Below are 20,888 nucleotides of genomic sequence, written 5' to 3'. Positions count from 1 at the left end.
TTACCATATCAAGGTCTCCTTTTCGGTAACCTTCAATATGGCGCAACGTTATTTCTCAGAATACCTTTCGGTTACATTTAATTCGGCGCAATTCGAGGGGGGAGGTTCGTATTGGCAAAAAACCGAAACGGGTCTATGTTGATGAAGTTAATCTCATTGTTGAGGTTGATCCGGTAAAGTGAGGTACGGGCACGTACTGGTCCTTGCTGATAATCCAGCCCGATTTCTCCGGTATGAGCGGTTTGAGGCTCAAGTATCTTGATTATGGAATCGAATGCCGGCCCACCGAACTGATTGAAGTTTTCATCTACCGTGGGTATACGGAAACTGCGGCCAAACTTGCCGTAGAACGAAAATGCAGATCCCAGTGGCTGACGCACGCCGACGTCATAGGCATGGACGGTGCGGCTCTGCTGACCACGGGCATGCGCTGAGGGATTGAAACGATCATTGGCCTTATTGTCCACCCATTGCAGCCGCCCTCCCAGCGTAATGGTCGTACCTTTGGGTAGAGTAGAGGTGTGTTGCAGGTAAACTGCGCGATTCTGCTGAGTCGCCACGACATCGGTCTGTAGTGTGGTGGCGGATGCTGAGCCCGGCACGGTTTCCGATCCGGTAAGGCGTTCGGCACGATAGTCCCACCATTCCAGATTCGCGCCCAGTATCAGTTCGTGATCCATTCCTAAAGCCTGAAACGGCAGTTTCGCCCTCGGATTGAACAGCCACACGTCGGATTGTGAATTGACGAACGTTTTGGAGTTGAAGCCATCGATACTGTAATCATCAAACAATGCCGTGCGACGGACATCGCGAAAGGAAAGATCCGCGGCAAACTCGCCAAATCCAGTAGTGCGTTCTCCCCGGAGCGTCACGTATGCGCCCTCGCGCGTGCTGAAATCGCGCGGCGTCGCGGTCCCTTTCCGGTCTGTTCGCAACTGCGATTCGGTGCGAGTCCCCGGTAATTCCAATCTTTGGTCATCCAGGCCGAACTTCAACAATGCCCGCCCACCGGTAAACTTATAGCGTAGATCTCCTTGCAGGTTCAGTTGACGCAATGCGTTGTTGACGCGATAGTTATCCGTTTGCAGCGCGTTACCGGTGAGCGCCAACCCAAGGTTCTTGCCTGCAGCGTTTAGCGTCCCATTGAATTCCGTTGCACTATAGCTGCCAATTGAAACGCCTCCGGTACCCGACACACGACCAGGCGCGGCAGCGCGTGTGACGATATTGATTACGCCACCCGTGGCGCCAGCCCCATAGGTCACGGCGCCGCTGCTTCGGAGCACTTCGATGCGCTCAATTGAATCAAGCGGAACGGTCGACCAGCGGATACCCACCAGTTCGTTTTCATTCATCCGCTGGCCATCGAGCAAAACCAGCGTGTTCTGATTACCCGTAATGCCGAATCCGCGCATGTCGATCTGGGGGTCCGGGCTGCCATCGACATTACGGGTATGGATGCCAGCCAGTTGTTGCAGCAACTCCGGCAAAGTCGAAGCAGCACTATTTTTGATCTGCTCGGCGTGGATCACAGAAACGCCTATCGGCAACTTCTCGACACGCTGATTAAAGCGGGTGGCGGTAACGACGATCTCTTCAAGCGGGAGTTTCGCCGGATCGCTGGATTCAGCGATCGCCATTGAAGACGCAGACATGACAAAAAATGGAAAAAGTAGTTTGTGGAATAGACCCATGGTATCAGCTTGTAATTGGAGGAGTCGTATCCACCATGTATCGAGAACAAGGAAATACCGCAGAGGCTTTTGAGCGAACAGATATCGATCAGGATACCGCCCCACGCGATATTTCCATTTGCGTTCAAGGCCGGTATCCGGGCTCGCAGGATTTGACGTATCACCTTCCCATGAATTGGAGCATTCACAGTGGCATCAGAGTTCTCTGAAAAAGTCTCCACGTCTGGCAGTTGGGTTGGCAACGTAATTGCCAACCCAGCGTTTTACGGAATACTTCCTGTTCAGAATTCCTTATTCGATACGCCCACACCTGCTTACCGTTGCGGGGGCAGCCCAGGCATTCAAGAAACCGCTGAATAAATCCTGTCGCAGGATTTATATTCAGAGGTTGCTTAACCTGGTTCCCGTTTAACTCGACCGCGCAAAGCGGCCAGAGCACCTCAAACGTGGCCGGCATTCTACCAGAACCATCAGTTTGGGGCGTAAACTGATGGTTCTGCTTTCACTATCAAATTTATCGCTGCGAACTGGCCGATGGATCATGACTGACTGCTGTGGATTGCTTGAAACTACATTTAGAAAATCACGTTAGCAGTTGACTCAACAGGGAGTTGACTCAACAGGGATTTCCAAACTATAGTGACTTGATGGAATCGGAACTGAAATCCCTCGAAGAGAAAATTGATCAATTCGTGCATTTATGTCATCAATTGCGGTTGGAAAATATCCAACTCCGCCAGGACCTGGCTGGCGCCATCAGTGAAAATAAGCGTTTGGCCGAAAAAATAGGTGTCGCAACCACTCGTCTCGAGGCTATCCTGATGCAGATTCCGGAAAGCGAAGAATGAAGACCGGCAAAGCTTTGGATGTAACCATCATGGGGCGGGAATTCCGCGTTACCTGCCCCGACGAAGAGCGCGAGGAACTACTCCAAGCGGTGGCCTATCTCGACAAAAAGATGCGTGAAATCAGGGATAGCGGCAAAGTGGTCGGGTCAGAGCGCGTCGCTATCATGGCGGCGCTGAACATTACTCATGAATTGCTCACGACGAGGAACAGAGGAGGCTTTGACATGGAAGAATTTAAGCGTAGAATCGATCACATGCAGGCAGCGCTTGATGCGGTGATGCCGGAACAGGACAAGTTGTTTTAACCCGGATTACAAATTCAAGCCAGCCCGAACAAATTCTTCATTTCGGCCGGCTGAGTCAGATATTAAATGCAGGCAGTAATGGATAAAAGTTGTTCCCTGCGGTGTTTGTTTAGCCCTATATTCTTTGAACCAACTTTTTAAGAACTGGTTGCAAACCATCGTGATGCTGTTGTGCGAGTCCTCTAAGGAAGCGCCTGATGCATCCGGCTAGTGACCGCCTTGGACCCTAAGGTTCAAGATAAATGGGTTGACGGCATCTGCGGGGACCTTATCAGGAAACAATCCTGGCTGCGGATCCAAGATTCGGAGAGCGGATCAAACAGATAGCTGGTTTCGAGCCCAACGAAGGGGCGGCCATCCCTGTCATACTCCGTTGTGCCGCCCGCGACAAGCAACCGGCCATCAGGCAGAAATGCCTGGCCTGCGCAGAAGAAGTCCACAGGAGTAAAAGGAGAAATAAACTCTCCGTTTTCATAATCCCACACCGCACTGCGCAAACCGGTGGTGAAAAGTTCATCATTGCCCGAGCCAGCAAACAACAAAACTTTACCGGTATGCGACACCGCACCATGAATAGCGAGTATCGGCGCGGGACAGGGCAGCAATTCCCACCTTCCTTTCGTGGCTGCTTCAAGGATATCCCGCGAAGGCATGGCGCTCATTCCGCCCATGCCCATGCCGGGCATACCACCCATTCCACCCATGCCGACCATACCTACCGCTTCCACGGTTGGCGCCAGGTGCTCCCTAGCGCCGCCCGAATGGTCGTGGCCGGATGTGGGCGCTGCATCGTGGTCATGCAGGCAGCGCAGAATATCGACCGATGGACACTCATTCATTCCATCGTCAAAGGGCAATTCCACCTCGATCGACTTGCTCAATTCGTCGGAAATCCAGATGTACTGGCGAGCACGAACCAGGCCGGCCAGACCGGCCATCATGTGTTCTTCAACGTGGCAGTGGAAAAGGAAATCTCCGCGAATTCGCACGCGACAGGCATTTTCCGACGGATTCCACTGAAACTGCTCGAGAGCGTACGGAAGCCGTATGGCGGGAGGAATCTCAGTATCGGTGATAAATGTTTCCAGAGAACTCATTCCGTGTACATCGGATGCGCCTCCAGGAGGAAGCGGCAGCGCCCAGCGAACCGAATGGGGGTGAAAGTTGTGCCAGATACCGGAGACATCCAGGTTGAATATATACCAGCGTAGCTTCTCGCCAGTATCCCCCGCCACTGTCGGTGTGTTCCCGACAAACGCGCGGCCATTGAGGCAGAAGTTTGGAGCGCCGCCTCCAGCAGAAAATACAATGTGTTCATGGTTGTCGTCATTTTGCCAGTGGATGCTTCCACCAGGGCCCACCTGGATCAGGGAAGGGACGAATTTGTTGTCCTGGACGCTGACGTTTGCGCTGACCGGTGCGCCCGCCGTGACCTGGACTGTTCCATTCATCGTGGGACCGTGGATCGCGCAGTAATAGTGAACAATCTTCGCATCGGCAAAAACGAAATTGAACGAATCGCCATCAGCAAGAGGCTTGCTTTGAAACGCAACGCCCGAGCTTCCGGCAAATTGATGAATAAAAACCGGAACCTCATGATCTGCACAAGGCGCGGCCGGGTTTCGGACGATCAAACCGCCGAATAAGCCCAGATTAATGTTTCGCGCAACGTCGTGCGCGTGGTCATGAAACCCCCAGGCGCCCACCATGTCAGGCGTAACGTCGTAAACGTAAGTTCACTTCTGACCAGGAAGAATTTCATCGCTGCGCCCTCCATCGCGCCCCGCGACACCCAGTGGCCAGGCCCCATCCGATTCGATTCCGTAACGTAGCCCGTGAATATGAAAACTGTGACAGTCGCTTGTATCCGCGTTCCAGACATGGATATACAGCCGCTCCCATGGTTTTGCATAGAGCAGGCAGCCCGGAATCCTGCGATCCCACGGCGGTTCGTTGACATCCGCCTTGATGAGCTTCGCCTTGTTCGGAATCGTATAGTGCGCGTCGATATATTCGCGGTAGACCAGGCCATCGGCGGTACTGGCCAGGATTTCCTGCGCGGATACGCGGCCCGATTCATGGCCTGGGTTGAACATGCAATCGCGCCCAAAGTGACGCGCGCAGGCCACAGGTGCGAGCGGGCTATAACTCGGCAGCGATTCAATTTTCAGAAAAATGTCGCGTCGGCGGAAGTTCATCATAGCCCCCATGCCCCTTCGGGATCATATGCTGGAATGAATTAGCGAGTACTCAATTGTAATAACAGGGCTGCCTGCGGAAGGCGCTATAAACATGACAAACCCGAGCGGCGCCTTGCTAGCCTGATCTGACAAAACGCAATTGAGCTCGGCGCGAGATTTGATACGCGCTCTTCCGATAACCCAGTGTAGATCACGCTTGTCAAAAATACCAAAAAGGCAAGTAAAAGCGGCCGGCAACATTGCGAGAAAGGAGGCGCACATTTCGCTTTGACCTGCTTGATCCCGCTTGCGCAAGCCCTGCCGCGTCAGCGGGTCAAGCAACGATCTGAAATACGCGCTTTGCCAAATCGATTTCCCTGTATTAACCTGTCTGGCAGCGTCTCCTTACCTGATTTTCCAAGTGGAGCTTGCATTTGGGTTGCGAGTGGAACGTCCCATTCAAGATCAAATCTGGGAGGACGAGGTGTGCGAACTTAAGGTGAAATTGAATAATGCACATGTCTTTCTCGGCGGCGAACTCTCCTGCGCTTTGCATTTATTTTTTTTGAAAGGACCTGCCAATATGAACTCAGCTAAACCACTCGTTGATCCGGACGGCGCCCGACTCCCTATCAAGCTCGACACGACATCCAACGGGGAGTTTGAGCCGGTGCCGTTATCCCCCGTGAATCAGGCCGCGAACCGCCTCGCACATGAAGCGGCGGATAAGAATTCAAAGCGTTTGGCTGTTTCTCGAAGAAATTTTCTGATCTCCGCTTGCGGCGCGGCCTCCACTTTACTTGCCTTCAACGCAGCGAACGCCGCGGCAGGCAATGCAGGCGGCTTTTTCGATCTGCCGATCGAAGCTGCGCTCGATCCCGAACTCGCACAGGCGCGAATCGGGGGCAAGGGCGAATTCATCTTCGACGTGCAAGGCCACTTTGTGGACCCGAACGGCGCCTGGTTGCAGAAGCTCGCGCCCGGAGAAAAACCCCTGAGCCAGATGCCCAAAACGGGCTGCGCACTCGCGTCGGAGCCTGGCTCGCACAGCTACCTGCGTTGTTTGGGTCCGGATGAGTTCATCAAGGACGTGTTCCTCGATTCCGATACCGATATGATGGTGCTCTCCTTTGTACCATCGAAACCTGACGCCGAACCGCTTACAATCCAGGAGGCCGACGCGGTGCGCAGGATTGTCGATCGGATGGAAGGGATGCACCGCTTGCTGATCCATGGACGCGTCAACCCCAACCAGGAACATGACCTTGACGCGATGGACGAGTTGAAAGAACGCTGGAGCGTGTCTGCCTGGAAGACCTACACCCAGTTCGGCCCGGGTGGCAAAGGCTATTTTTTGTCGGACGACATCGGTACGCGTTTCATCGAAAAAGCACGCAAACTCGGCGTCAAGGTCATCTGCGTACACAAGGGCTTGCCCTTCGGCAAACGATCCTACGAGCACAGCCAATGCAGTGATATCGGCGTCGTCGCAAAGCGCTTCCCCGACGTTGCCTTCCTGGTCTATCACTCGGGCTTCGTAACTACCGTTCCTGAACGCGCCTTCGAGGGCAGGGGCGCTTATGACGGTATCGATACGCTGATCCGCTCGCTCATCGAGAACGGAGTATCGCCGAATAGCAACGTTTATGCGGAGCTTGGCAGCACTTGGCGCTACCTGATGCGCGACCCGGAAGGTGCGGCGCATGCGCTGGGCAAACTTTTGAAGTACTGTGGCGAGAATAACGTTCTCTGGGGCACGGATTCCATCTGGTATGGCTCCCCGCAGGATCAGATTCAGGCGTTCCGCGCGTTCCAGATCGCGCCCGAATTGCGCGCCAGGTATGGCTATCCTGAAATAACTCCACAACTACGAGCCAGGATTTTTGGACTAAACGCTGCAAAGGTTTACTCGATCAGCCCGGAGGAGGTGAAGAAATATACCCAACGCGACCGTATCGCCCGCGAGCGGTTGGCTTATATGGAACATCCCGAGCCCCATTTCTTGACCTACGGGCCGAAGACCCGGCGCGAATTCCTCAATCTACCGGGAGCTGGACAACCTTGAGCGCGGTTTCTGCTGGCAGCCTGTCGGACTTGAAGAATCGAAGCGAAAAAGTGACCGGCTGATGGCAGATTTTGAGGATTTGAAGGTCAATAGTTATTCTAGTGATTGAAAAAGCAGCGAAATATGAGCCAGACAGACGCTTTTGCAGCCGATTTCCTTTAAGTCCGACAGGTTGCTAAGGTGCCGATGCCCATCCCAACGCCAACGTATTACCTGCCTGGAGATCAACCGAAGTCCCGAATTTTTTGCCTTCCCTGTTCAGGACATCCCTTAGCCACAGGACATCCTTCTCAGCCGCATGATTTAACCTGAAGCGTTTGACCTGCATGGGCGTCATGGATAAGCTGATCAACTTTCCGGTCGAGGGGTTCGTACAGACAAAATACATCAGGGTGAGATCACCGCGGTAAATCTCGTGCCCGGAAATGCCTTCATAGTCGTTCACGAAGTCGCCGCAGCCGTAAAGAATCAGTTTTCCTTTATAAACCTCGATCCCTTTCACATGGTGCGAAGAGTGGCCATGGACGATATCAACATCTGCTTCATCGATTAGTTGATGAGCAAATTCCTGTTGACCGGGTGGGAGCTGATAGCCCCAATTACTGCCCCAGTGAATCGACGCAATCACGATGTCACGCGTCAATCTGACTTTTCCGATACTGTCGCGAATGCCTCGAACCGTTGCGGCGGAAAAATCAGGCAATAAGTTCACTCCTGGTTTGTCCGGCGCAGCAGCCCAGCTCCAGGGGATGCCGCTGGTTTCCGACCCAAATGAGAAGACCAGCACCCTCCCCTTTTCGGGAATGGTCATCACTGCAGGACCTTGCGCCTCCCGGATATCGCGGCCGGCTCCTGCAATTTTTATATGCGCATCCTTTAACGTTTTCAGCGTTTCTGCAAGTCCCGAGTATCCCCAATCCAGAACATGATTGTTCGCGAGAGCGCAACAATCGATATTCGCTGCGGTAATGCAAGGAATATTGTGTGGACTCATGCGGTAATTGACCGCCTTGTGTTCCACGTCATCACTGCGGGTGATCGCGGTTTCCAGATTAATAATGCGCAAGTCGGGCTTTCTGCGGTCCAGCTCGGCAAGCGCATCGCCCCAGATATAGGGAAAATCGACCGGCTTCGGAATCGGACCATTTGTCTCTTCGGCAAGCTCCACATATCCCCTAGCGCTTTTCATATAGCCCTCGAAGAGGATGGGGTTGCCGGGATGTGGCAATACCTGGTCGATACCCCTTCCCGTCATGACATCGCCGCAGAGAAACAAGGTAATCGGGTGAAGGGACTGTAGATGCCGCCGGCCAGTGTGTTGTTCACTATCCTTGGATGAGCTTTCGGCTTCGGCGGCGTTGTTGCCGGTATCGATTGCAAGCGCTTGCACACACATAGGCCGAATTGCAATGGTAATTCCCGCAGCAAGCGCATAGCCGATAAACTGGCGCCGCTCCAGTTGCTGGTTTACAGGTCCGGAATTTTCAGGACTCTTCATCGAGAACCGCGCTCGACCAGCCTTCATCTCTGCATATTGTCGGGCTGGAAGCCGTGAAAAAGTACGGCTGAAGGTGTGCCTGATTATTGCCTCTAGTGGTATGGTTGATCACGGCAGGAGATTAATTTCTTCCGCGAAACGATTCGAAACCAGAGTAAATCCAGCAGATGATGGATGCAGCTCGTTGGCCCAGTCTTCCTGATAGACTGACAAATCGTCACGTAATGTACCGCGAAGGTTGATGTATATTACATGCGAGAATTCCGGATGACCTACTATGCTTTGAAGCATGTCGTTGATTTCATCAACCAGTACCCTGGCCAGGCTCATCCTTTCAGAAAGATCATCGAAACCTTTTTCGCGAAACCCGGGTTCTAGCCAGGGGCCAGGAAAAGGACCCCATCCCCCCAGGAATCCTCTGCCATCTGGAACAGGATAGTCATAACCGTGAATCAAAATCGGAACGTTTCTACCGATGGTTCTGTTACAAAGTGTAGTCACTTCACTCAATATCGTTCCAAAAGCAGTGAAGATTCGTTCAATGACACCGTCCACCACTTGGCTGTTCAATCCGCTCAGGGGTGATAACTTGTGATTCAATATCATCCCAAACTCCCTGCCCGCGAAATCGTTACCGCCGCCCGACAAAAGAACTGCCTTCGGGATTTTATTCTGCCTTAACAGCAGCCTCTCCAGGCGCCGTAAAAATTGCACCAACTGGCCACCATCATAGGCCATATGTTCAACATGATCCCCCTTGTGCGCCACCGACTCGACATCGTAGCCATGCTCATCTTCGAGGCAACTCAAAACATCTTTCCAGGGGTAATCAAACCAGGAATCACCCTCTGCCATAAGAGTACCTCTTGATCTCGCATCCCTGAAGTTCCTTATGAAATCGGATTCAGGCATGGCTTTCATCTCAGTTAAAGAGTCTATAGGCAAATCTTTTTCGAACTCTTCCAGTGCAACGGCGCGCGTTTTTATGGCGCCCAGACGATACTCGAGCACTTTTAGCGCAAGGTCTTCGCCCACTTTAATGGCAGCGTCCAGAGGGGAACTCGTTGCGCTCGGTAGCATGGCTTTCCTCCTCAGTTCAAGATAGCTGAATTCAATATAGCGCATATGATAATAATTATTGCCGTTATTGATGGGAAAGGCGAAAAATTTGCGGTACTCACATTTGCCTATCCTATGTTTTGCATTTCTCAAGATTCTTTACGGCCGATGCTCGCAACCTGTCGTACTTAAAGGAAATCGGCTTCGATTCTTCAAGCCCGACAGGCTGCTAGGAGCGTATACTTTAATCTTCGGCCATATCGATAGGAGTGGCGCAGAAGCTTACTATGCGTCTCTGGACTGTTCATCCGCGTTTTCTAGACGCCAAAGGCCTCGTCGCAGCATGGAGAGAGGCGTTACTCGCCCAAGCGGTATTAGGCGGGGTAACTCGCGGCTACAGGCAGCATCCTCAGCTTATCCGATTTAGTTCACATCCAGAGCCGATCCCAGCAGTGGGAGCATTTCTGACCGGACTTGCGGAGGAGGGCGAAAGGCGCGGCTATGCTTTTGACACAAGCAAGATTTTGCAACCGGTAACCGTGAAGCAAATTGAGGAAACAGAAGGACAGTTATTGTACGAGTGGGCTCACCTCAGAGAAAAACTTCACAGGCGAACGCCAAACCTTCATCGGCAGTTTCGAAGCATCATTATTCCCGAGTCTCATCCATTGTTTCGTATCATTCCGGGCCAAGTCAGAGAGTGGGAAAAGGTTAAATCTCCTGGATGAGGCTCAGCCTCTTGAGTATGTCGGTTTCTATATTCAAGAATTAAATCTGCCACCCGAAGTTAAATCCTGGGTACTTAACGATTCTTGTCATGGATGCTTCCGCTCGCCAGAACTGGATTGCTATACTTTCAGTGATAATTACCGGCATACCCGACCTGCATAACGCAGGGTAGCGTAAAGCTCGTACTCAATCCTCTAAGATAATAAGGGGGCTTAAAGTAACTTACAGGGCTTGCTGAACATCAAATGCGTTACTGGATTACAGCCTTGAGCTTCTTCGAACACAGCTGATCAGTGGCAAACCAGATGCGCTTGAGCGGCATGAGCAACGCCGCTCAAGCGTAAACTGGCTCGGCGCCCGGCCTTCGCCCTGGGGTCTGGAGCGCAAGCCCAAGAGTCGAATGGCGTATTTGCGGTGATAGCCGCAATTGGCGCAGAATTCATCCAGGATGGGATTCTTGTCTTTCCTGCGCGCTTGGCGATAACGTCTTCGGATCGCTTCCAGATATTCACGCCGGGCACTCTTTACCATATCATGGCCTCCTTTTCTGTAACCGACGTCCCCCCGTTTTCAGTAGCACCGGGCTTTAGAGTCCGAGGGTAGTTTATCTGATTTATGGACGAGTGTTTTGGCATAGGCGGAAGGTGTCAATCCCCCCAATGATTTCTTGGGGCGTTCCTCGTTGTATTCCCGCTGCCATGCATGGATGATGACTTTGGCATGTTGCAAACTGGTGAACCAATGCTCGTTCAGACATTCCTCGCGGAAAGGTCCATTGAATGACTCGATATAGGCGTTCTGATTGGGCTTGCCCGGTTCGATCAGGAACAGCTTGACACCCCGTTCGTGTGCCCAGGTCAACATGGCCCGTCCGCAGAACTCCTTCCCGTTGTCCGTGCGAATTGCTTGAGGGAGTCCGCGCGCGGCCGCCAGCCTGTCCAGGATTCGTACCAAGTGCTGTCCGCCAATGGCTCGCTCTGGAACAATGGCCACCGCTTCATGGGTTGCATCATCCACCACGGTCAAGCTCTTGATGCTGCGGCCTTCCGCCGTGCGGTCAAATATGAAGTCCATGGACCAAACCTGGTTGGCGGCCTGTGGCCTGCACAGCGGTTGGCGATGGGCCATCGGAATCTTCTTGTGCTTACGCCTTCTTACCTGAAGACCGGCCTCTGCATTCAAACGGTCGACGCGCTTGTGATTGACCACCACCCCGGCTTGACGCAGCTTCAGATAAATCATGCCTGCCCCATAACGACGGTGCTGCTGTGCCAATGCCACGATCTGCGCTTTCAACGCCGAGTTTCGGTCTGCAACAGGTCGATAGCGATAGGCACTGGCACTCATGCCAATTACCCGTAATGCCCGCCGTTCGCTTAATCCCCGGCCGATCATATGGCGCACCAGATCACGACGTGACGGTGCGCTTACCACTTTTTTCGGAGGGCCTCCTTCGTGATCTCGCACTCCAGCATCGACTCTGCGAGCAGTTTCTTCAACCGCGTGTTCTCGGCCTCCAGTTCCTTTAGCCGCCTCGCATCGGAGACGTTCATTCCCCCAAACTTGCTGCGCCAGAGATAATAGCTCGCCTCAGAAAACCCGTGCCGGCGACACAACTCCGCCACCGGCAACCCGGCTTCAGCCTCCCGTAAAAATCCAATGATCTGTTCTTCGGTAAATCGCTTCTTCATGTCCAATCTCCTTTGCGTAAGATTGGACTCCAAACTCAGACACTACTCGAATTCGGGGGGACGTCGTAACCTTTAATATGGCGCAACGTTATTTCTTAGAATACCTTTCGGTTACATTTAATATAGCGCAATTCGCGCAGCGGACAGAAGCTGCCAAAGTAAGAACTATCAGCTATTCTTGTGTATGAAAGGTCATGAGATGATGTCGAAAGGAAGACAGCATGACCGGTACGATAACCACCTGCGATCTGGGAATAGCTGACCAGGTCAAGCTGACCGGCAACGCCTGTTGAAAAGCTTCAATGGACGCTTGCGACAGGAGCGCCACAATGCGCAGTGACTCTTGTCTTCCGCGGATGCCAAGCGCAAAATTGATGAGTAGCGGCACGACTGGAGTGAGCCGCATCCCTACTCTGCATAGCGACGGCGGCGCTGGCGCAATTCGCACACTGGGCAAAAAAACGCCTCATCCTGCATGCCAATGGAGTCGGAATTTCCATTTCTCGCGGGCATGATCCTAGGGCGGATCAGAATGGTATCAATATGATACTACCCGATACCAGCGATGAAGTAGTATTATTAATTTGCTGGCTGGCTATTACACTCTTAAACCTCGAGGGGATGCCGTGGTGAATGAAGAACATGTTTCCGTATGCGAAGCTGAAACCGTGAAGATGCTGACGATCGAGCCCGGAGCCGATCTATCGACGCCGGAAATGCGACGCACAGCCATTGAGACGTTGGAAGGGGGAGGCGTCATCTACCTGCCCAGAAGCGGTTTTGAGCTGACCGAGCAAGAGCGGGACCTGATCTCTGACACGGCGAAGATCCTGACCCAAGAGCCCGACGTTCAGGACGGCCGGCCCACAATCATCTTCGATCCTGCGCGCGGCAGTATCAAGAAATATCATTACGCGCGCGTGCGCGGCAAGATGATGCGCGCCAAGGTCAGAGATACGGCGCGTCCTGATCTCGAGGCGGCCATGGCGCGCTACGGCAAGTGGACCGAAAGTGTGATCGGCCAATTGTTCCCCAGCTATCAAGGAACGCTGGACCGCAAACGGGTCACCTATCGGCCTTTTCAGCGCAGTAACATCCAGGCCCTGCACATCGACTCGAGCTACGGGTATCCTACCCAGGGGCGCGGCATGTTGCGCATTTTCTCCAACATCCATCCCACCACTCGACCGCGTATCTGGCAGCTCGGCGAACCGTTTGAACCCTTCGTGCGTCGCTTCCTGCCTTCCGTGCGCCTCAAAGAGCCGAGTTTGATTTCTTCTATTCTGGCCCGCCTCGGCATCGTCGATGGAACCAAGACCAAATACGATCAGTACATTGCGGCGCTTCGCGCCCTCGGCATGAGCGACAAGGAATACCAGCAGACAGCACCGCACAAGTTCATGGAGTTTCCGCCCGGCTCAAGTTGGATCGCGATCACCGACCTGGTGCTGCACGGCGCGGTGTCGGGGCAGCACAGCTTCGATCAGACGTTCTACCTGCCCGTGGATGCGATGAACGATCCGTCGCGTTCATCGCTTCGCATTTTGGAGAGGCTGACCGGCGAGGCCCTGGTTTAAGCGAGCGACGGCCGCAGGACTCGTCAAGACGCTCCTGCCGGCCCGACGAGAGAAGGTCCCGGAGTTCCAGAGCCATCACGATTACCTTAGCGGCTGCGTACTGCTCTGCTCCTCCTCGGGCAGACCGGGGAAACGGTGGGAGTCCTCGACTTAAGCCTTGACTCTTTACTCAAGCACCAAATGCTTGCAATAGAACTTCATACACAGGTCGTTGATTTATAATAACTATATTGAAGCTATAATTTTGGATAGCCATGACGAAGATTGTAAGCGGCTGGGGCTTTGACAGGATCACGCGCGAATTGAGCGGTGCGATGTGGACGTTTTCCCGCTTGCCTGACGATACCTCGGCAGCAACTTTTGTCCACCGATGCTTTCAGCACGAGATTTGGCACGAGATCAGGCTCCGCGAACGTATCGTAATCTGTGCGGTGCTACCGTTTGTGCCATTGGTGATCGCTGTACTGGCAACAGTCTTTACCGCGCTAAACGGGCAGACAATAAAGAAGAGGACTGGGAAGGGGATAACCCGCCAAGCCCGCGAGCAGATCGGACTCGCGCTCCGGTGCGCGATTTTGCCTCCCTGGTACTATATTTTCGAACTGCATGACGATGATAAGCGACAGCACGCCTCCGAATACGTGAATCGCTTTGAGATGAAAAGCGGGCTATATCGCCTCCTGCGCGACTACAATGGTGGCCTTCCCATTCCGGCGGAGCGCAGCACCGCGTGCATCAAAGACAAATTACGCTTCATGTCCCGTTGCCGTGAATTTGATATTGCCACTGCGCCTGCCCTTCTAAGCGTCGCAAAGGGAAAGATTACGGCAATTGATTGGAGCGGGCCGGGCCTCCCGGAGATCGATCTCTTCGTGAAGCCGTTGCATGGTCAGAACGGAAAAAATGCCACACGCTGGGATTATCTAGGTTCGGGGCAATATCGACGCAACGACGGTAAGAATGCTACCGCGAACGAGGTGCTTGAATGCTTGCGCCAGGCATCACAACGAAGAGCTTTCCTGGTGCAGCCACGGCTCGTGAATCACAGGGAGATCGCCGACCTCGGCAATGGCACCCTTGCAACGATCCGGGTGATGAGCTGCCGTAATGAGCGAGGCGAATTCGAAGTTACCAATGCGGTTTTTCGCATGGCGCAAAATAGCACCGCCGTTGTCGACAATTTTCACAAAGGGGGAATCGCGGCCAATGTGGATATTCATACCGGCAAGCTGGGGAGGGCAACCTGCGGAGCCTGGGGGTCTACCGTGGATGGATGGTATGAGCAGTATTACGAAAATGGCGCGCAGATTCTGCATCGCAAGCTTCCATGCTGGCCTGAGCTGATCGATCTGGTCCGATATGCCCATGGCACCGCGTTCTCTGACCAGGTGGTGATCGGCTGGGACGTCGCCCTGCTTGACAACGGACCATGCATGGTCGCAATTAACAAAGCACCGGATTTTGACATGCTCCAGCGGATCGGCAGGGGGCCGGTGGGCAACGAACGGCTGGGAAAACTCCTCGCGTTCAACCTGAGGCGTACTGTCGAGGCCAAGCATCATTCGGTTTAGCAGGAGTCCGAAGAGTGATGTGCAGCTTCCCTGCAATTCAGAGTCATGACCATATCTTCGTTCCCTTGGTCGTATCGCAGAAGCAAATCACCACCCGTCGGAGAGAAGCGGCCGCGCTTCGGATCGGCTTTGTCCGTACGTCATGCTGCAGGGTTCCCATATTGTTCCCTCGGGAATGGTTTTGGGTGGGATTCCGGACGAGATTTTACCGGTCTTGTCGAACAATCAAGGTGATGGATTCGAGTATATTCTCTTGAAACAATCTTGGAACATTATAGGAACAGCAAGGAACTGATATGCGCTACTGGCTAATGAAATCTGAACCCTCCGACGTAAGTATTGACGACCTTGGCGCAATGTACCAACAAACCGTCACCTGGTATGGCGTGCGTAACTACCAGGCACGCAATTTTATGCGCGATCAAATGCGCGTCGGCGATGGGGTTTTTTTCTACCATTCGAGCTGCAAACAACCCGGAATCGCCGGCATTGCCGAGGTTAGCAAACTTGCCTACCCGGACGCTACACAATTCGATCCCGGCAGTAAATATTTCGATCCGAAAGCGACACCGCAGAGCCCGCGCTGGTTCAACGTTGACGTGCGGCTCGTCAAAAAGACGCGCCTGGTTAGCATCAAGGAATTAAGGGGTTATCCCGAACTGGCCACCCTGCGTATTCTACAAAAGGGTAGCCGTCTGTCCATTACACCGGTGGATCCGGCCGAGTGGAATTTCATCATGGGAATTCTGTAATGTCGGGCTTGTCGAGGATTTCCCCTCCAGGGAGTTATCCCGGCGCGCCGAAGCCGAGCGCCCATTACGGCAAAGGCTGAAGTGGAGTGGTGGCTCGCCTATCTGCTGTTGGGCATGTTCGTGGGCTTCTTTGCCGGACTGCTGGGTATTGGTGGCGGATTAGTCATGGTCCCGGTACTCAGCTTCATTTTCAGTGCCCAGCATTTTCCGCCTGAACGCATCCTGCACCTTGCCCTGGGCACTACCATGGCCTCGATCATCTTCACTTCCGCTTCCAGCATGCGCGCACATCACGCTCATGGCGCGGTGAATTGGCAAGTGGTGAAATTTATCACTCCGGGTATCATCCTGGGCACATTGAGTGGCGCGACGGTGGCGGGAATGCTCTCCAGCCAGGTCCTCAGCATTATTGTAGTCGTGTTCATCTATTATGCCGCCACACAAATGCTGCTTAAAATCAGACCCAAACCCAGCCGCACGCTTCCCGGAAGGTGGGGTATGGTTGGGGCGGGCAGCATAATCGGGATGGTTTCCAGTTTTGTCGCGATCGGTGGGGGATTGCTGACGGTGCCGTTTCTTTCCATCTGCAACGTCAGACTGCAACATGCCATCGCCACTTCCGCGGCGGTGGGCTTTCCCATCGCCATGGCTGGCACCATTGGATATATTGTGAATGGGATGACGCAATCCCAGCCGTTGCCGGATTACAGCCTCGGTTACGTCCATCTACCGGCGGTAGGCTGGGTCGCGCTCGCCAGCATGCTAACCGCGCCCCTTGGCGCAAAAGCAACCCACATTATTCGGACGGGCACGCTCAAGGCAATTTTTGTCGTACTGCTTTACCTGTTGGGAACAAAGATGCTGATAGGGCTTTTTTAACAGCAAAACCTCCCTGGCGGCATGCTTGCTGTGCTCGTTTTTTCAGCCCTATAGCTAACCGGCCAGACGTCGCAGGGCTTCCTGATATTTTTGTGTTGTCTTGGCGAGCACATCGGGGGGTAGCGCAGGAGCGGGGGCTTTTTTGTTCCAGTCCTGAGTCTCGAGCCAGTCACGCACGAACTGTTTATCGTAGCTGGGGGGATTTTTTCCGGGTGCATACTGGTCGGCAGGCCAGAAACGGGAGGAATCGGGAGTCAGGGCCTCGTCTATCAGATAAAGTTCGCCTGCGTCGTCCCGACCGAATTCGAACTTGGTGTCCGCGATAATGATGCCTTTTGTTATCGCGTAATCTGCCGCTTCTGTATACAGCGCGATGGCTTTGTCTCGCACTTGCTCCGCTAACCCCTTGCCCAGCAGTTTTTCTGCTTCACTGAATGGGATGTTTTCATCATGCGCGCCATGCTCAGCCTTGGTTGAGGGCGTAAAGACCGCCCCTCCAGGCAACCTGTCGGCTTCCCGTAATCCAGGAGGAAATAAGATCCCGCAGATCATGCCGGTACTTTTATAATCCTTCCAGCCTGAGCCGGCAACGTATCCTCGCACGATGGCTTCTATTGCCAGCGGCTTCAACCGCTTTACCACAAATGCACGGCCGGACACCTGTTCATGCTCGCCCTTAGCTACAACCGCTTCCGGCGCAATGCCGGTCAGATGGTTAGGAATAATGCGAGCCAGTTTTTCAAACCAGAAACTGGATAGAGCGGTGAGCAGCTTTCCCTTCCCCGGGACGGGCGTCGGCAGGATCACGTCGAATGCGGAAAGTCGGTCGGTCTGGATAATCAGGAGCTTGTCTCCATCTACCGCGTAGATGTCGCGCACCTTTCCGCGATGCAACAGAGGCAAGCTTCGGATGCTGGATTCAAACAACGTGTATTGATCGGGCATGATGTTTATCTTTTACAAACGTGCCATTGTAAATATGGAGACACGCTAACATTCCAGCGACTGCTTGATTTCGAGCGCAAGCTGCAACGCGGCTTCAGTCGTCTCGGCGAGCACGGTATAGTGCCCCATTTTTCGTCCTGGACGAGCGTCAAGCTTGCCATATAAGTGTAATTCGACATTCGGATGCCGCCGCAACTGTTCCCATTCCGGCTCTCCCCGCTGCCATAGATCGCCCAACAAATTCACCATCACCGCTGCCCCGTGCATGGCCGTGCTGCCGAGCGACAGGCCACAAAGTATTCTTACCTGCTGTTCGAACTGGGAGGTGGCGCAGGCATCAATAGTGTAATGGCCGCTGTTGTGTGGGCGCGGAGCAATTTCGTTCACTAGCAGCCTGCCATCGGCAAGCACAAAGAATTCCACGCATAAAACGCCACGGTAATCGAGTTTCTCCGCAACCCGAACCGCAATTTCACGTGCTTTCTGAACGACAGCCTCCGATACCCTGGCTGGAACAATGCTGACATCGAGTATGCCGTTACGGTGTTGATTCTCCGATACGGGAAAAGTGTTAACTTCGCCATCGAATCCGCGCGATACGATAACCGACACCTCACGTTCCAATGACAACAGCTTTTCCAGCACGCATGCAGTCCGGTTCATTCCACTCAGCGCATGATCCAGTTCTATTGCGTTTTTTACCCGTACCTGGCCCTTGCCGTCGTAACCGAAACGGCTTACTTTGAGAATACCCGGAAATAATCCAGGAAACAGTTCCGGACGCTTTTGGGGCGACACCTCATCCAGATTGAGCGATTTATGCAATTCATGTGAATTCTGTATTACCGCATACGGCACAACCCCCAACCCGTTTGCCGCAAGGAAATTTTTTTCAAGAATGCGATCTTGCGCAATCGCTACACTGTTTGCTGCCGGACTGACCACACAGTGCTCAGCGAGTATTCGAAGGGACTCAGCGGGAACATTCTCGAATTCCGTGGTAACGCCCGCGCAGGTGGATGCGAGTTCACCCAGCGCATCGGCGTCGAGATAATCCGCACGCAAATGGCGGTTAGCCACGCTGCTCGATGGGTTCCCTTCGGCTGGATCGAGTACGGTGACACGGTAGCCCATGCGCTGCGCAGCCATGATAAACATGCGGCCGAGCTGGCCGCCGCCAAGAAGCCCCAGCATCGCTCCCGGCCTGATGCTCATAATTTAGGCAGTGTCGTTGCCGCGACCGTTGCTGCCTGAGTTTCGCGAAATGCGACAAGACGCGTTGCGAGTTTTGTATCTTCCACCGCCAGCAACGCAACGGCAAACAATGCCGCGTTGGATGCACCCGAATCGCCTATGGCGAAGGTGGCGACGGGGATACCCTTGGGCATCTGCACAATGGAAAGAAGCGAGTCCAGCCCTTTAAGCTGCCTGGAGGTAACCGGTACGCCCAGTACCGGCAGGATAGTCTTGGCGGCAATCATTCCAGGGAGATGGGCCGCACCGCCGGCACCAGCGATAATACACTTGAGCCCTCGCTTGACTGCGGTTTCCGCATACTCGAACATGCGATCCGGAGTACGATGAGCGGAAACCACCTCGGCCTCGTAAGGCACATTAAACTCACTCAATATATTAGCCGCATGCTTCATGACTTCCCAATCGCTACTGCTACCCATTATTACGCCAACCACAGGATTGTTCATCTAATGCCCTTCATTTCAATCGAGGGGACGCGTTTTTCTGGACGTCGCGTCTTCCAGATCCTCCAGGTCTTCCAGGTAGGGATAACGCACATGTCCAAAACGGATGACCAGAACCGCCAATGCGACCAGTACAATCGAGGCGGAGACACCGAGCAGCCTCATACTATCCATCTCCTTGATATCGACGGTCACATATCGCGCCATCGCCACCATTGCGATGTAAAGAGGGAATCGTACCGGCAGCTTGCCGGACTCGAAATATAACCCCACCATAGTCAGGATTTCAAGATAGAGAAACATCAGCAGCAGATCTGCAAGCGTAACTCTGGCGTTGTGTACCATCAGCATGGTTTCTTGATAACCTGCGAATATCGTGGCCAACGCGATAACGATGAGTCCTGCGGCTTCAAAGAGTCGAAGCATTCTGCGGGAATAAATAGTGGTGCGGGGATTCAGCATTTTATTTTTCTGTCAGCAATTGCCAGCAATCAAAACCGATACTACCTCTTCCAGATGACAATTCCAATTTTGGGGCGCGGATTTTGATTGAAGTGGGCGATGATTATTGCAGGCGGCTCTATGGCTTTCCCCCTGTATTTCAACCCTTCAACCTCAGCAGTAGTGCACTATCCACCCAACCGGTGACAGGCAGATTCCCCTGTAGCATAGTAAATGGTTGCGTCGGTTCGCCCAGATCCGACAATACTACCGCCGCTCCGCTAAAATCCTGTAGTCGAGTGTAATCGCTAATCGTGATTACCGTATCGAGCCCTGCAGCAAGCGATGCTCTCAGCCCGTTTTCAGAGTCTTCTATTGCCACGCATTGTTGTGCCGGCAACCCCAGTTGATCAAGTACCCAGTGATAAATATCCGGTTCGGGTTTTTTTCCGGGAACAATGTCTCCCGCGCCAATAACATCGAACCAGCCGGGGGAATCCTCCCCTAGCGTAGATTTTAAAAGTGCGGTTACGTTTTCCGGTGTCGTGGTAGTCGCAATAGCCATTTTTATATTCGTATCGCGCAAATGATGAATCAGGCGAGCCACACCGGGACGTAGCGGAATTCCGCCGCTTTCGAGCAAATTCACATAGTGCTTCGTTTTCACCTTATGCAAGCCGGCTATCCACTCATCCAGTCCGCTTCTGCTCAGTTCGGCGGGTGCATAGTTTTCCATGAAATGCCGGATGCGCTCTTTTCCACCCGTTATAGCCAGCAGCTCGCCATAGAGTTCGACTTCCCATTCCCAGTCGAGGCCGGACTCTTCGAACGCGGCATTGAAAGCGAGACGGTGCCCGTCACGCTCGGTATCAGCCAATGTGCCGTCAACGTCAAACAGTACCGCACGAACCGCGCTATTCATCGCCACCTTTACCTCCACCTTATCACTTTATT

21 protein-coding genes, 1 other RNA gene, 1 pseudogene and 1 riboswitch are annotated in these 20,888 nt (G+C 53.4%); of the genes and pseudogenes, 10 read left to right on the top strand and 13 right to left on the bottom strand.

Features of this window, described 5'->3' with window-relative positions:
• Positions 1–77 precede the first annotated feature (77 nt).
• Positions 78–1,640: a TonB-dependent receptor gene (locus tag BLS94_RS08895; RefSeq protein ID WP_176767839.1), complete on the bottom strand. Its 1,563-nt coding sequence runs from the start codon at positions 1,638–1,640 to the stop codon at positions 78–80.
• Between the two features lie 164 nt (positions 1,641–1,804).
• Positions 1,805–2,152, bottom strand: a riboswitch (cobalamin riboswitch).
• A 189-nt stretch (positions 2,153–2,341) separates the two neighbouring features.
• Here BLS94_RS08895 and BLS94_RS08890 point away from each other — a divergent pair.
• The 3 genes from BLS94_RS08890 (at position 2,342) to ssrS (ending at position 3,117) form a co-directional block, all read left to right on the top strand.
• Positions 2,342–2,542 carry a hypothetical protein gene (locus tag BLS94_RS08890; protein WP_025040361.1) on the top strand — a complete coding sequence of 67 codons (201 nt, stop codon included), beginning with the start codon at positions 2,342–2,344 and terminating at the stop codon, positions 2,540–2,542.
• Entirely contained in the window at positions 2,539–2,847 is a 309-nt protein-coding gene (locus tag BLS94_RS08885; protein WP_072766466.1) for a cell division protein ZapA, read from the top strand. The genes BLS94_RS08890 and BLS94_RS08885 overlap by 4 nt, the downstream gene beginning before the upstream one ends.
• Before the next feature lie 90 nt (positions 2,848–2,937).
• Positions 2,938–3,117: non-coding RNA, 6S RNA (gene ssrS / locus BLS94_RS08880), on the top strand.
• 701 nt (positions 3,118–3,818) lie between these two features.
• Here the strand turns inward: ssrS and BLS94_RS15450 are convergent.
• Positions 3,819–4,082 (bottom strand): annotated as a pseudogene (locus BLS94_RS15450) (hypothetical protein); the annotation flags it as partial.
• 81 nt (positions 4,083–4,163) lie between these two features.
• Here BLS94_RS15450 and BLS94_RS15255 point away from each other — a divergent pair.
• On the top strand, positions 4,164–4,493 hold the full coding sequence (locus BLS94_RS15255) for a hypothetical protein (protein ID WP_256325356.1): 330 nt from the start codon (positions 4,164–4,166) through the stop codon (positions 4,491–4,493).
• A gap of 90 nt (positions 4,494–4,583) precedes the next feature.
• Here the strand turns inward: BLS94_RS15255 and BLS94_RS08870 are convergent, their stop codons facing one another.
• Positions 4,584–5,048 (bottom strand): cupredoxin domain-containing protein, encoded by a 465-nt coding sequence (locus BLS94_RS08870; protein ID WP_090959870.1) that lies wholly within the window; start codon positions 5,046–5,048, stop codon positions 4,584–4,586.
• Between the two features lie 562 nt (positions 5,049–5,610).
• Here BLS94_RS08870 and BLS94_RS08860 point away from each other — a divergent pair.
• Positions 5,611–7,092, top strand: a complete 1,482-nt coding sequence (locus BLS94_RS08860) for an amidohydrolase family protein (protein WP_090959893.1) — start codon at positions 5,611–5,613, stop codon at positions 7,090–7,092.
• A gap of 175 nt (positions 7,093–7,267) precedes the next feature.
• On the opposite strand, the gene BLS94_RS08855 is transcribed toward BLS94_RS08860, so the two are convergent.
• Together BLS94_RS08855 and BLS94_RS08850 are read right to left on the bottom strand one after the other, a co-directional pair.
• A complete protein-coding gene (locus BLS94_RS08855) occupies positions 7,268–8,590 on the bottom strand; it encodes a CapA family protein (RefSeq protein WP_256325355.1) in 1,323 nt (440 codons plus the stop codon).
• Between the two features lie 108 nt (positions 8,591–8,698).
• Complete coding sequence (locus tag BLS94_RS08850; protein WP_143021671.1) at positions 8,699–9,670, bottom strand: GDSL-type esterase/lipase family protein; 972 nt, start codon at positions 9,668–9,670, stop codon at positions 8,699–8,701.
• 266 nt (positions 9,671–9,936) lie between these two features.
• Between BLS94_RS08850 and BLS94_RS08845 the strand changes: the two genes are divergently transcribed.
• Positions 9,937–10,377 carry a pyrimidine dimer DNA glycosylase/endonuclease V gene (locus tag BLS94_RS08845; RefSeq protein WP_090959860.1) on the top strand — a complete coding sequence of 147 codons (441 nt, stop codon included), beginning with the start codon at positions 9,937–9,939 and terminating at the stop codon, positions 10,375–10,377.
• 259 nt (positions 10,378–10,636) lie between these two features.
• Here the strand turns inward: BLS94_RS08845 and BLS94_RS08840 are convergent, their stop codons facing one another.
• The 3 genes from BLS94_RS08840 to BLS94_RS08830 form a co-directional block, all read right to left on the bottom strand.
• Positions 10,637–10,909 carry a hypothetical protein gene (locus tag BLS94_RS08840; protein WP_090959857.1) on the bottom strand — a complete coding sequence of 91 codons (273 nt, stop codon included), beginning with the start codon at positions 10,907–10,909 and terminating at the stop codon, positions 10,637–10,639.
• A 39-nt stretch (positions 10,910–10,948) separates the two neighbouring features.
• A protein-coding gene (locus BLS94_RS08835; protein ID WP_090959854.1) for an IS3 family transposase occupies positions 10,949–12,069 on the bottom strand; the annotation gives its coding sequence in 2 pieces (ribosomal slippage) (positions 10,949–11,811 and positions 11,811–12,069; 1,122 coding nt in all).
• 172 nt (positions 12,070–12,241) lie between these two features.
• Positions 12,242–12,475, bottom strand: a complete 234-nt coding sequence (locus BLS94_RS08830) for a hypothetical protein (RefSeq protein WP_090959851.1) — start codon at positions 12,473–12,475, stop codon at positions 12,242–12,244.
• A gap of 223 nt (positions 12,476–12,698) precedes the next feature.
• Here BLS94_RS08830 and BLS94_RS08825 point away from each other — a divergent pair, with 223 nt between their 5' ends.
• The 4 genes from BLS94_RS08825 to BLS94_RS08810 all read left to right on the top strand — a co-directional run bounded on the left by BLS94_RS08825 (position 12,699) and on the right by BLS94_RS08810 (position 16,848).
• On the top strand, positions 12,699–13,646 hold the full coding sequence (locus tag BLS94_RS08825) for a Kdo hydroxylase family protein (protein WP_256325354.1): 948 nt from the start codon (positions 12,699–12,701) through the stop codon (positions 13,644–13,646).
• A gap of 254 nt (positions 13,647–13,900) precedes the next feature.
• Positions 13,901–15,217, top strand: a complete 1,317-nt coding sequence (locus tag BLS94_RS08820; RefSeq protein ID WP_090959848.1) for a sugar-transfer associated ATP-grasp domain-containing protein — start codon at positions 13,901–13,903, stop codon at positions 15,215–15,217.
• A gap of 296 nt (positions 15,218–15,513) precedes the next feature.
• Positions 15,514–15,969, top strand: a complete 456-nt coding sequence (locus BLS94_RS08815; RefSeq protein WP_072766475.1) for an EVE domain-containing protein — start codon at positions 15,514–15,516, stop codon at positions 15,967–15,969.
• An 81-nt stretch (positions 15,970–16,050) separates the two neighbouring features.
• Entirely contained in the window at positions 16,051–16,848 is a 798-nt protein-coding gene (locus BLS94_RS08810; protein WP_090959838.1) for a sulfite exporter TauE/SafE family protein, read from the top strand.
• A gap of 54 nt (positions 16,849–16,902) precedes the next feature.
• Here the strand turns inward: BLS94_RS08810 and BLS94_RS08805 are convergent, their stop codons facing one another.
• From BLS94_RS08805 to BLS94_RS08785, 5 genes are all read right to left on the bottom strand, one after another.
• The gene (locus BLS94_RS08805) at positions 16,903–17,793 is read right to left on the bottom strand and encodes a phosphoribosylaminoimidazolesuccinocarboxamide synthase (RefSeq protein WP_090959823.1); all 891 of its coding nucleotides are present in this window, start codon (positions 17,791–17,793) and stop codon (positions 16,903–16,905) included.
• A 45-nt stretch (positions 17,794–17,838) separates the two neighbouring features.
• Positions 17,839–19,008 (bottom strand): 5-(carboxyamino)imidazole ribonucleotide synthase, encoded by a 1,170-nt coding sequence (locus BLS94_RS08800; RefSeq protein WP_090959776.1) that lies wholly within the window; start codon positions 19,006–19,008, stop codon positions 17,839–17,841.
• The gene (gene purE / locus BLS94_RS08795) at positions 19,005–19,496 is read right to left on the bottom strand and encodes a 5-(carboxyamino)imidazole ribonucleotide mutase (protein ID WP_072766479.1); all 492 of its coding nucleotides are present in this window, start codon (positions 19,494–19,496) and stop codon (positions 19,005–19,007) included. The genes BLS94_RS08800 and purE overlap by 4 nt, the downstream gene beginning before the upstream one ends.
• 15 nt (positions 19,497–19,511) lie before the next feature.
• Positions 19,512–19,955, bottom strand: a complete 444-nt coding sequence (locus BLS94_RS08790) for a phosphate-starvation-inducible protein PsiE (RefSeq protein WP_072766480.1) — start codon at positions 19,953–19,955, stop codon at positions 19,512–19,514.
• A gap of 139 nt (positions 19,956–20,094) precedes the next feature.
• Positions 20,095–20,856 carry an HAD family hydrolase gene (locus tag BLS94_RS08785; RefSeq protein WP_090959773.1) on the bottom strand — a complete coding sequence of 254 codons (762 nt, stop codon included), beginning with the start codon at positions 20,854–20,856 and terminating at the stop codon, positions 20,095–20,097.
• Between the last annotated feature and the right edge of the window lie 32 nt (positions 20,857–20,888).

The organism is Nitrosospira sp. Nsp18, assembly GCF_900103145.1.
Lineage (GTDB): Bacteria > Pseudomonadota > Gammaproteobacteria > Burkholderiales > Nitrosomonadaceae > Nitrosospira.
This window is presented reverse-complemented; position numbering and strand designations above follow the sequence as displayed.

Coding starts and splice junctions, on each gene's coding strand:
- BLS94_RS08895 (WP_176767839.1), bottom strand. CDS start 1,640: ATGGCGATCGCTGAATCCAGCGATCCGGCGAAACTCCCGCTTGAAGAG.
- BLS94_RS08890 (WP_025040361.1), top strand. CDS start 2,342: ATGGAATCGGAACTGAAATCCCTCGAAGAGAAAATTGATCAATTCGTG.
- BLS94_RS08885 (WP_072766466.1), top strand. CDS start 2,539: ATGAAGACCGGCAAAGCTTTGGATGTAACCATCATGGGGCGGGAATTC.
- BLS94_RS15255 (WP_256325356.1), top strand. CDS start 4,164: ATGGTTGTCGTCATTTTGCCAGTGGATGCTTCCACCAGGGCCCACCTG.
- BLS94_RS08870 (WP_090959870.1), bottom strand. CDS start 5,048: ATGATGAACTTCCGCCGACGCGACATTTTTCTGAAAATTGAATCGCTG.
- BLS94_RS08860 (WP_090959893.1), top strand. CDS start 5,611: ATGAACTCAGCTAAACCACTCGTTGATCCGGACGGCGCCCGACTCCCT.
- BLS94_RS08855 (WP_256325355.1), bottom strand. CDS start 8,590: ATGAAGAGTCCTGAAAATTCCGGACCTGTAAACCAGCAACTGGAGCGG.
- BLS94_RS08850 (WP_143021671.1), bottom strand. CDS start 9,670: ATGCTACCGAGCGCAACGAGTTCCCCTCTGGACGCTGCCATTAAAGTG.
- BLS94_RS08845 (WP_090959860.1), top strand. CDS start 9,937: ATGCGTCTCTGGACTGTTCATCCGCGTTTTCTAGACGCCAAAGGCCTC.
- BLS94_RS08840 (WP_090959857.1), bottom strand. CDS start 10,909: ATGGTAAAGAGTGCCCGGCGTGAATATCTGGAAGCGATCCGAAGACGT.
- BLS94_RS08830 (WP_090959851.1), bottom strand. CDS start 12,475: ATGCGGCTCACTCCAGTCGTGCCGCTACTCATCAATTTTGCGCTTGGC.
- BLS94_RS08820 (WP_090959848.1), top strand. CDS start 13,901: ATGACGAAGATTGTAAGCGGCTGGGGCTTTGACAGGATCACGCGCGAA.
- BLS94_RS08815 (WP_072766475.1), top strand. CDS start 15,514: ATGCGCTACTGGCTAATGAAATCTGAACCCTCCGACGTAAGTATTGAC.
- BLS94_RS08805 (WP_090959823.1), bottom strand. CDS start 17,793: ATGCCCGATCAATACACGTTGTTTGAATCCAGCATCCGAAGCTTGCCT.
- BLS94_RS08800 (WP_090959776.1), bottom strand. CDS start 19,008: ATGAGCATCAGGCCGGGAGCGATGCTGGGGCTTCTTGGCGGCGGCCAG.
- purE (WP_072766479.1), bottom strand. CDS start 19,496: ATGAACAATCCTGTGGTTGGCGTAATAATGGGTAGCAGTAGCGATTGG.
- BLS94_RS08790 (WP_072766480.1), bottom strand. CDS start 19,955: ATGCTGAATCCCCGCACCACTATTTATTCCCGCAGAATGCTTCGACTC.
- BLS94_RS08785 (WP_090959773.1), bottom strand. CDS start 20,856: ATGAATAGCGCGGTTCGTGCGGTACTGTTTGACGTTGACGGCACATTG.